The following is an 8,602-nucleotide window of genomic DNA, read 5'->3' as shown; positions in this document are numbered from 1 at the left end:
CCCGCGTGAGGAAAGAAGGTGGGGGATTATTCAGGGGCGACTAAATACTGGAACGGCTTGCACGAGCACGCGTTGCTCAGCGGCTGCCAACATTCGCAAGGGAGAATAAAAATGCTGTCGCAACAAACTTCCATCGGTACGAAGTGGCTGGCTACGGGCACTGTCGCATTGCTTGCCTGCGCCGGCTCCGCACAGGCGGCCGTGACCACTTTCGCGCAATCCGCGCTACAGCCCACCTCCGTTCTCTACACCGACATCATCGGCGGCGGCATCGGTGACGTCGTCGTCATGACCGGTGGCGGCAATGCCAACGGGGCCGGAAATCCGAGCGGTCGCAACGACGACGGTTTTTCGGGCCCGATCAACTTCGGCTTCGACTTCACGTTCTTCGGCACGACCTACTCGAGCTTCTACGCCAACAACAACGGCAACATCAGCTTCGGCGGCGGCAACTCGGCCTACATTCCGAGCGGCCCGATTGGGGCAAGCATTCCGACGATCTCGGCCTGGTTTGGCGACGTTGATACCCGTAACCTCGACAGCGGCGTGCTCCACCTGCGCCAGGACGAGAACCAGACCATCCTGACGTGGTTAAACGTCGGTTATTTCGGTGCCAAGGGCGACAAGCTGAACACTTTCCAGATGATCGTGCGCGGCAACGACTACGCCATTCCCGAAGGCGAGGGCGCAATCGGCTTCTTCTGGCTCGCCATGCCATGGGAGGTCACCGACACCAGCACGACCGCTGCAGTGGGCTTCGGCGACGGTGGCGAGAATGCCGTCGTGCTGGAGGGTTCGAACGCGCCGGGACTGAACACCGTCGTGGCCTTCAAGAAGACCTGGTTCACGACCGACCTCACCCCTGTGGGCCCGAATCCGGTTCCCGAGCCCGGCACGCTGGCCCTGTTGGGCCTGGGTTTGGCCGGCCTGCTGGCGGGTCGTCGCAAGCTGTCCTGATCGTCGCCGAAACCCGCGCCCTCGGTGCGCGGGTTTGTCGAATGAAAAGGCCGACCCTCATGGGTCGGCCTTTTCACGTTAACGGTCCGATCGCACCGGATCGCCAGCCACTCGCAAGCGTGGGCGGCTGCGACCCGCCCTGCGGTTCAGCGCAGCCGGCCGAGCAGGCCGTCGAGCTGATCGAGGCTGCCGAAGCGGATCGAGACCTCGCCGGCGCCCTTCTTGTTCGCCTTGATCTTCACCGAGGCCCCGATGGCGTCCGAGATTTCCTCCTCGAGCCGCAGCAGGTCGCGGTCAGGCTGCGGTGCGGGCTTCTTCTGCCGCGGGTTCAGCAACTGCTGGACCAGACGCTCGGTGTCACGCACCGACAGCTGCTTGGCCGCGACCTGGTTGGCGAGCTGGATCTGGCTCGCGCCATCCAGCGGCAGCAGGGCACGAGCGTGGCCCATGTCGATGTCGCCCGCCATCAGCAGCTCCTGCACCGGTTTGGCGAGGTTGAGCAGGCGCAGCAGGTTGGACGCGGCCGGGCGCGAACGGCCGACGGCGTCGGCGGCCTGTTGGTGGGTCATCTCGAACTCGTCGATCAGGCGCTGGATGCCGCTGGCTTCCTCGAGCGGATTCAGGTCCTCGCGCTGGATGTTCTCGATCAGCGACATCGCCAGCGCGGCCTCGTCGGGGATGTCGCGCACCAGGCAGGGCACCTCGGCCAGGCCGGCGATCTGCGACGCGCGCCAGCGGCGCTCACCCGCAATGATCTCGTAGGCATCGTCGCCCACCGGGCGCACCATGATCGGCTGCATGATGCCTTGCGCCTTTATCGAGGCGGCAAGCTCCTCGAGCGAGCCCGGGTCCATGCGGGTGCGCGGCTGGTACTTGCCCGGCTGCAGCGCGATTGTGGGCAGCATCTGCAGTTCGCCCTTTTCGGCTTCGTCTTCCTGGTTGGCGGCCAGCAGCGCATCGAGTCCGCGGCCGAGGCCCTTGAGTCTGGGTTTGTTCATGGTCTTGTCCGGATTCAGAAGGTCTTGGCGCGCTCGATCATCTCGTGGGCGAAGGCCATGTAGGCCTGGGCGCCCTTGGCGGCCTTGTCGAACACCACGCCCGGGATGCCGTGGCTCGGCGCCTCGGCCAGGCGCACGTTGCGCGGCACGATGGCACGGAACACCTTGTCGCCGAAATGGCCCTCGAGTTGCGCCGAGACCTGTTGCTGCAGAGTCACGCGCGGGTCGAACATCACGCGCAGCAGGCCGATGATCTTGAGGTCGCGATTGAGGTTGGCGTGCACCTTCTTGATGGTGTTCACCAGGTCGGACAGCCCCTCGAGCGCGTAATACTCGCACTGCATCGGGATGATGACGCCGTTGGCGCAGCACAGGCCGTTGAGCGTCAGCATCGACAGCGAGGGCGGGCAGTCGATGAGGACGAAGTCGTAGTCGGCATCGAAGGCGGCCAGCGCATTGCGCAGACGCTTCTCGCGCTGGTCGAGGTTCACTAGTTCGACCTCGGCGCCGGCCAGGTCGCGGTTGGCGGGCAGTACGTCATAGCCGCCGGTCGGCGAGGTGACGCGCACCCCGGCCAGATCGACCAGACCGACCAGCAGGTGGTAGATCGAACTCTTCAGGCTGCGCTTGTCGATGCCGCTGCCCATCGTCGCATTGCCCTGCGGATCGAGATCGATCAGCAGCGTGCGCTGCCCGGCCTGCTGCAGCGCAGCGGCGAGGTTGACGCAGGTGGTGGTCTTGCCCACCCCGCCCTTCTGGTTGGCAACGCAGAAAATCTTGGCCATGGTCGAATCAGGCTATTCCATTTGCAGGGACCGCGCGCATCGCGCGAAACCCGGAGTGTACTTCAATGCGGCGGCGCATCAGCCGGAGTGACGCACATCGTCACCCCCGCGCAGTGTCACGCACGACGGATGACGAGCAGATGACGCTCCGCGTCCAGCCCCGGCACGGTCAGCGCATGGGTCTCCGTCACGGTCCAGCCTGCGGGCAAGGCAGCAACCTCGTCGGCCGGATTGACGCCCTTCATCGCGTACAGTGCGCCACCCTCCGCAACGAGGTGGCCGGACAGGTTCACGAAGTCCGCCAGGCTGGAGAAGGCGCGCGAGATCACGCCGTCAGCCGCGCCGCCGGGCAGGAACTCGGCCTGCACCTGCTCGACGCGCTTGTTGAGGACGCCGAAGTTGCCCAGGCCAAGCTCGATCTTCGCCTGCTGCTGAAAGCTCGCCTTCTTGCCCACGGTCTCGATCGAGGTGACGATCAGCCCGGGATGCACGATGGCCAGCACCACGCCAGGCAGCCCCCCACCGGAGCCTATGTCGGCCAGCCTGTTCACTGCGCCCAGATGCGGCAGCACCGCCAGCGAGTCGAGCAGGTGGTGGGTGATCACCTCCTGCGGATTGCGGATCGCGGTGAGGTTGTAGACCTTGTTCCACTTCAGCAGCAGTTCGCCGAAGGCGAGCAGGCGATCTACGGTTTCCTGCGGCAGGGCGAGGCCGAGCGCGGCAATGCCCTCGGCCAGCTGGCCCGAGTAGGCCTGCAGACGTCCGCTCATGCCGCCGGCCTCCGCACCACCTCATCGCTCGCTGCACCACCGGCCCGGGCCGCCAGGTCGCGGCGCTTGAGCCACACGAGCAGCAACGAGATGGCCGCCGGGGTAACACCCTGGATGCGGCCGGCCTGGCCGACGGTTTCGGGTTTATGCAGGTTCAGCTTCTGCTGCACTTCCTTGGACAGGCCGCGCACCTGCGCGTAGTCCAGATCAACCGGCAGGCGGGTGGCCTCGGCCTGCGCCTGCTTGGCGACTTCCTCCTGCTGGCGGTCGATGTAGCCCTGGTACTTGGCAGCGATCTCGATCTGCTCGATGACCTGCGCATCGGTCTCGCGTTCTTCCGGCGCGCCAGGCAGGCTCATCAGCGATGCGTAGCTGGTCTCGGGCCGGCGCAGCAGCTCGAAGTAGCGCTGCTCGCGCTCGAGCGCCTTGCCGAGCACGCGCTGCTGGTCGTCGGCGGGAATCGCCTCGGGTCGCGCCCACGCGGCCTTCAACTGCGCGGTGCCGCGCTCGATCGCCTCGCGCTTGGCGCAGAAGGCGGCCCAGCGTTCGTCATCAACCAGGCCCAGCTCACGGCCCTTCTCGGTCAGACGCAGGTCGGCGTTGTCCTCGCGCAGGGAGAGGCGGTACTCGGCGCGGGAGGTGAACATGCGGTAGGGCTCGGACACGCCACGGGTGATCAGGTCGTCCACCAGCACGCCGAGGTAGGCCTCGTCGCGGCGCGGGCACCAGGGTTCGCGGCCTTGCACCTGCAGTGCGGCGTTGGCGCCGGCCAGCAGGCCTTGCGCGGCGGCCTCCTCGTAGCCGGTGGTGCCGTTGATCTGGCCAGCGAAGTACAACCCGCCGATCGACTTCGTCTCCAGGCTGGATTTGAGGTTGCGCGGGTCGAAGTAGTCGTACTCGATCGCGTAGCCGGGGCGCAGGATGTGGGCGTTCTCCAGGCCGCGGATGCTGCGCACGATCTCGAGCTGCACGTCGAAGGGCAGCGAGGTGGAGATACCGTTGGGGTAGACCTCGTGCGTTTCCAGCCCTTCGGGCTCGAGGAAGATGTTGTGGCTGTCCTTGTCGGCGAAGCGGTGGATCTTGTCCTCGATCGACGGGCAGTAGCGCGGCCCGACGCCCTCGATCACGCCGGAATACATCGGCGAGCGGTCGAGGTTGGCGCGGATCACGTCGTGGGTGCGTTCGTTGGTGCTGGTCATCCAGCACGGCAGCTGGCGCGGATGCTGTTCGGCTCGGCCCAGGAAGCTGAACACCGGCACCGGATCGTCGCCCGGCTGGATGCTCATCACGGAGAAGTCGATGGTGCGCGCGTCGAGCCGCGGCGGCGTGCCGGTCTTCAGCCGGCCCTGCGGCAGCTTGAGTTCCTTCAGGCGCGCGCCGAGCGAGATCGCCGGCGGATCGCCCGCGCGCCCGGCGGAATAGTGTTGCATCCCGACGTGCACCAGTCCGTTGAGGAAGGTGCCCGCGGTCAGCACCACCGCCTGCGCCTCGAAGCGCAGGCCGATCTGGGTGACCACGCCGGTGACGCGGTCGCCGACCACGGTGAGGTCATCCACCGCCTGCTGGAACAGCCACAGCTTGGGCTGGTTCTCCAGCCGGCGCCGGATCGCCGCCTTGTACAGCACGCGGTCGGCCTGGGCGCGGGTGGCACGCACCGCTGGCCCCTTGGAAGCATTGAGGATGCGGAACTGGATGCCGCCCTCGTCGGTGGCGGCCGCCATCGCGCCGCCGAGCGCATCGACCTCCTTGACCAGATGGCCCTTGCCGATGCCGCCGATCGAGGGGTTGCAGCTCATCGCGCCGAGCGTCTCGATGTTGTGGGTGAGCAGCAGCGTGGCCGCGCCCATGCGCGCCGCGGCGAGCGCGGCCTCGGTCCCGGCGTGACCGCCGCCGACCACGATGACATCGAAACGGGTGGGATAGAGCATGGCGCGCTCCGTGCTGCAATGCGTGAACAAGGGGCGGGATTCTACGCGTTTGACACCCGGCCGACTAGTGCCCGGCCCCGATGTTTCACGGAATTTCACATTTCAAACAGTGGTTTATGCGCTTCATTCCGTTGCCGCCGCAGCGCTGCGGCGGCAACGGCCGATCAGCGCTTCTGCGCCGCCAGCATGCGCTGCACCGCCTCGAGGTGCTCCGGCTCGTTGTGGCACATGCCCTGGAAGGCGGCGCACAGGTCGAGGAAGTCCTTCAGCTCGGTGCGCTGCGCCATCTTCATCAGGCGCTTGGTGAGGCGCAGGGCCTTGGGCGGCTGGGTAGCGAAACGGGCGGCCATGGCCTGGGCGCGCGGCAGCAGCTCGTCGGGCTCGACCACCTCGAGCACGATGCCCAGCGTCTTTGCTTCCTCGGCGCCGACGATGCGGCCGGACAGCGTCAGCTCGAAAGCCTGCTGGTAACCGATCAGGCGCTGCATGAACCAGGCACCGCCGTCGCCGGGGATGATGCCGAGGTTGAGGAAGGTCTCGCCGAACTTCGCCCTGGTCGAGGCGATGCGGATGTCGGCCATGTTGGCGAGGTCGAAACCGGCGCCGATCGCCGGGCCATTGACCGCGGCGATGATCGGCACCTCCACCGCCTGCAGCGCCAGCGGGATGCGCTGGATGCCGCGGCGGTAGCGGGTGGCGACCTCGGCCACGTCGCCGGCGAAGTCGCCGCCGCGTTCAGCCATGTCCTTGACGTTGCCGCCGGAGGAGAAGGCCGCACCGGCGCCGGTCATCACCAGCACCGAAACGTCATCGCAGCGGTTCACCCAGTCGGCCACGGTGCAGATGTCGTCGATCAGCGCAGAGCCGGTCAGCGCGTTGCGCAGGTCGTCGCGGTTGAAGGTCAGCGTGGCGACGCGCTCATCGAGTGTCAGCACGGCGTCGGTGAGGCGAGGCAGGGAAGGGTTCATCGGGCAGTCTCCTAGACGCTCATCATGGCGCGGTTGATGATGATGCGCGCATCGACAACGGCCAGGCCGTCGGGGTACGCGATCACCGGGTTCAGGTCGAGCTCGGACAACTGCGGGTAGGCGCTGACGATGCTCGACACCTTCAGCAGCAGCTCGACCAGCGCGGCCTTGTCCACCGCGGCCTCGCCACGCACACCGGCGAGGATCTTGCGGCCCTTCAACTGATCGACCATGGCCTCGGCATCGAAGCGCGACAACGGGATGGCGCGGAAGGCGACGTCTTCCAGGATCTCGACGAAGATGCCGCCCAGGCCGAACATCAGCACCGGCCCGAAGATCGGGTCGCGCACCACGCCGACGATGACCTCGGCGCCCTTGCGCGCCATCGGCGTCACCAGCACGCCGCGGATGTCGGCATTGGCATCGTAGGCCCGGCAGCTCGTCATGATCTGATCGAAGGCCGTGCGCAGCGCCGCCTCGCCGACCAAGTTGAGCTTCACCCCGCCCGCGTCCGACTTGTGCAGGATGTCCTTGGAGACCACCTTCATCGCCACCGGCTGCTCGCCGAACTGCGCCGCCGCGGCCGCCAGCTCGTCCGCGCTGTGGGCGACGAACTCCTCCGCCACCGCCACACCATGCGCGCGCAACAGGCTCTTGGCCTCGAATTCGTACAGGTCGCGGCCTTCGTTCTGGGCGCGGGCGAACATCGCCAGCATGTCCTCGCGCGGCGCCACGCTCTCCTGCAGCGGCAGGCCGTGCTGGCGCTGCAGGTAGAGCCCGCGCTCGGCCAGGGCCTGCAGCACCTTCACCGCGTGCTCGATCGACGAATACACCGGCAGCCCGGCCTCGTGCAGGCGACGCAGCGCCGGCGGCTTGACCGGCGCGTACAGGCTGTAGATGACCAGCGGCTTGCCGCAGCGGCGGGCGAGTTCGATCATCGCCTCGGCTGCGCGCATCTCGCCGCCCAGCAGGGACTCGGCGAAGCGCGTGTGGTAGCCGCCGAACATGCCGACGAGAAAGACCGCATCGACGTTGTCGTCCTCGGCCACGATCTCCATGCAGCGCGCCAGCACCTCGGGATCGGCATCGGACGTGCCGGCGACGTCGATCGGGTTGGCGAGCGACGCCTGCGCGAACAGGATGTCCGCCAGGCGCTTGCGGGTCGCTTCCGACAGGGTCGCCAGTTCCAGCCCGGCGTCGGACAGGCGGTCCGAGGTGATCGTGGCCTGCCCGCCGCCGTCGGCGATCACCGCCACGCGCTTGCCGCGCGCCTGCTGCATCAGGGCCAGACCTTCGGCCACCGGCAGGATCTGGTCGGAATGGCGCACGACACTGACCCCGACCTGCTTCAACACATCGACCGTCATCTCGTAGCTGCCGGCCAGCGCGCCGGTATGCGAGCTGGCGGCCTTCTTGCCCATCTCGGTGGCGCCCGACTTGTAGACCACCACCGGCTTCACCGGCGTGATTTCGCGCGCCGCCTGCAGGAAGCGCTGGCCGTCGCGGAAGCCCTCGACGTACAGCGTGGCGACACGGGTGTTCTCTTCCTCGCCGAGGTAGCGCAGGTAGTCGTTGAAGCCGATGTCGGTCTGGTTGCCGGGGCCGACATAGGTCGAGAAACCGACGTGGCCGTTGTTTTCCGCCTCCAGCACCAGCGCGAGCAGCATGTTGCCCGACTGCGAGATGAAGCCGATGTCGCCCGGCTTGACGTTGCGCAGGTCGAGAAGGTTCACGTTCTTGTGCAGGTTGAACATGCCCGAGGTGTTGGGGCCGATGATGCGCACACCGCCGGCGCGCGCGGCGTCCAGCACCTGCTGCTCGAGCTTCGCGCCTTCTGGTCCCGTCTCGCGGAAGCCGCTGGCGAGGATCACCGCGCCCTTCACGCCCTTGCGCCCGCACTCGACCATCAGCCCGGGCAGGGTCGCTGCCGGGGTGCAGATCAGCGCCAGGTCGACCGGACCGGGGATGTCGTCGAGCGAGGCGTAGGTCGGCACGCCGAGGATCTCGGGTACCTTGGGGTTGAGCGGGTAGATCCTGCCGCGGTAATTACCCTTGATGAGGCCGACCATCGCCTTGTAGCCGCGCTTGGTGGGGTCGGCGGAGGCGCCGATGATGGCGATCGAATCGGGTGCGAGGAAGTCGTGCAGCGGGCTCTTGTGGATGGCTGGTGTGGATTCGGTGCTGCCTGAAGTCATG

The 8,602-nt window shown here is 67.2% G+C and carries 7 protein-coding genes; 1 reads left to right on the top strand and 6 read right to left on the bottom strand.

Features of this window, described 5'->3' with window-relative positions; genetic code table 11:
- Nucleotides 1–57 precede the first annotated feature (57 nt).
- Nucleotides 58–957 carry a nidogen-like domain-containing protein gene (locus CGK74_RS05220; protein WP_240498619.1) on the top strand — a complete coding sequence of 300 codons (900 nt, stop codon included), beginning with the start codon at nt 58–60 and terminating at the stop codon, nt 955–957.
- A gap of 146 nt (nt 958–1,103) precedes the next feature.
- Here the strand turns inward: CGK74_RS05220 and CGK74_RS05215 are convergent, their stop codons facing one another.
- From CGK74_RS05215 to CGK74_RS05190, 6 genes are all read right to left on the bottom strand, one after another.
- Nucleotides 1,104–1,955, bottom strand: a complete 852-nt coding sequence (locus CGK74_RS05215; protein ID WP_094267396.1) for a ParB/RepB/Spo0J family partition protein — start codon at nt 1,953–1,955, stop codon at nt 1,104–1,106.
- A gap of 14 nt (nt 1,956–1,969) precedes the next feature.
- Nucleotides 1,970–2,740: a ParA family protein gene (locus CGK74_RS05210; protein WP_004261854.1), complete on the bottom strand. Its 771-nt coding sequence runs from the start codon at nt 2,738–2,740 to the stop codon at nt 1,970–1,972.
- A 116-nt stretch (nt 2,741–2,856) separates the two neighbouring features.
- Nucleotides 2,857–3,510, bottom strand: coding sequence for a 16S rRNA (guanine(527)-N(7))-methyltransferase RsmG (gene rsmG, locus CGK74_RS05205; protein WP_094267395.1), 654 nt, complete (start codon nt 3,508–3,510; stop codon nt 2,857–2,859).
- Nucleotides 3,507–5,438 (bottom strand): tRNA uridine-5-carboxymethylaminomethyl(34) synthesis enzyme MnmG, encoded by a 1,932-nt coding sequence (gene mnmG, locus CGK74_RS05200; RefSeq protein ID WP_094267394.1) that lies wholly within the window; start codon nt 5,436–5,438, stop codon nt 3,507–3,509. Before mnmG ends, rsmG begins: the two co-directional genes overlap by 4 nt.
- Nucleotides 5,439–5,602: 164 nt before the next feature.
- Nucleotides 5,603–6,406 (bottom strand): enoyl-CoA hydratase-related protein, encoded by an 804-nt coding sequence (locus CGK74_RS05195; RefSeq protein WP_094267393.1) that lies wholly within the window; start codon nt 6,404–6,406, stop codon nt 5,603–5,605.
- 11 nt (nt 6,407–6,417) lie between these two features.
- Nucleotides 6,418–8,601: an acetate--CoA ligase family protein gene (locus CGK74_RS05190; RefSeq protein ID WP_094267392.1), complete on the bottom strand. Its 2,184-nt coding sequence runs from the start codon at nt 8,599–8,601 to the stop codon at nt 6,418–6,420.
- Nucleotide 8,602 lies beyond the last annotated feature (1 nt).

Source organism: Thauera propionica, assembly GCF_002245655.1.
Classification (GTDB): Bacteria; Pseudomonadota; Gammaproteobacteria; order Burkholderiales; family Rhodocyclaceae; genus Thauera; species Thauera propionica.
This window is presented reverse-complemented; position numbering and strand designations above follow the sequence as displayed.

Bases quoted from the DNA above. Each gene is read 5' to 3' on its own strand.
- CGK74_RS05215 (WP_094267396.1), bottom strand. From the start codon at position 1,955: ATGAACAAACCCAGACTCAAGGGCCTCGGCCGCGGACTCGATGCGCTG.
- CGK74_RS05210 (WP_004261854.1), bottom strand. From the start codon at position 2,740: ATGGCCAAGATTTTCTGCGTTGCCAACCAGAAGGGCGGGGTGGGCAAG.
- rsmG (WP_094267395.1), bottom strand. From the start codon at position 3,510: ATGAGCGGACGTCTGCAGGCCTACTCGGGCCAGCTGGCCGAGGGCATT.
- mnmG (WP_094267394.1), bottom strand. From the start codon at position 5,438: ATGCTCTATCCCACCCGTTTCGATGTCATCGTGGTCGGCGGCGGTCAC.
- CGK74_RS05195 (WP_094267393.1), bottom strand. From the start codon at position 6,406: ATGAACCCTTCCCTGCCTCGCCTCACCGACGCCGTGCTGACACTCGAT.
- CGK74_RS05190 (WP_094267392.1), bottom strand. From the start codon at position 8,601: ATGACTTCAGGCAGCACCGAATCCACACCAGCCATCCACAAGAGCCCG.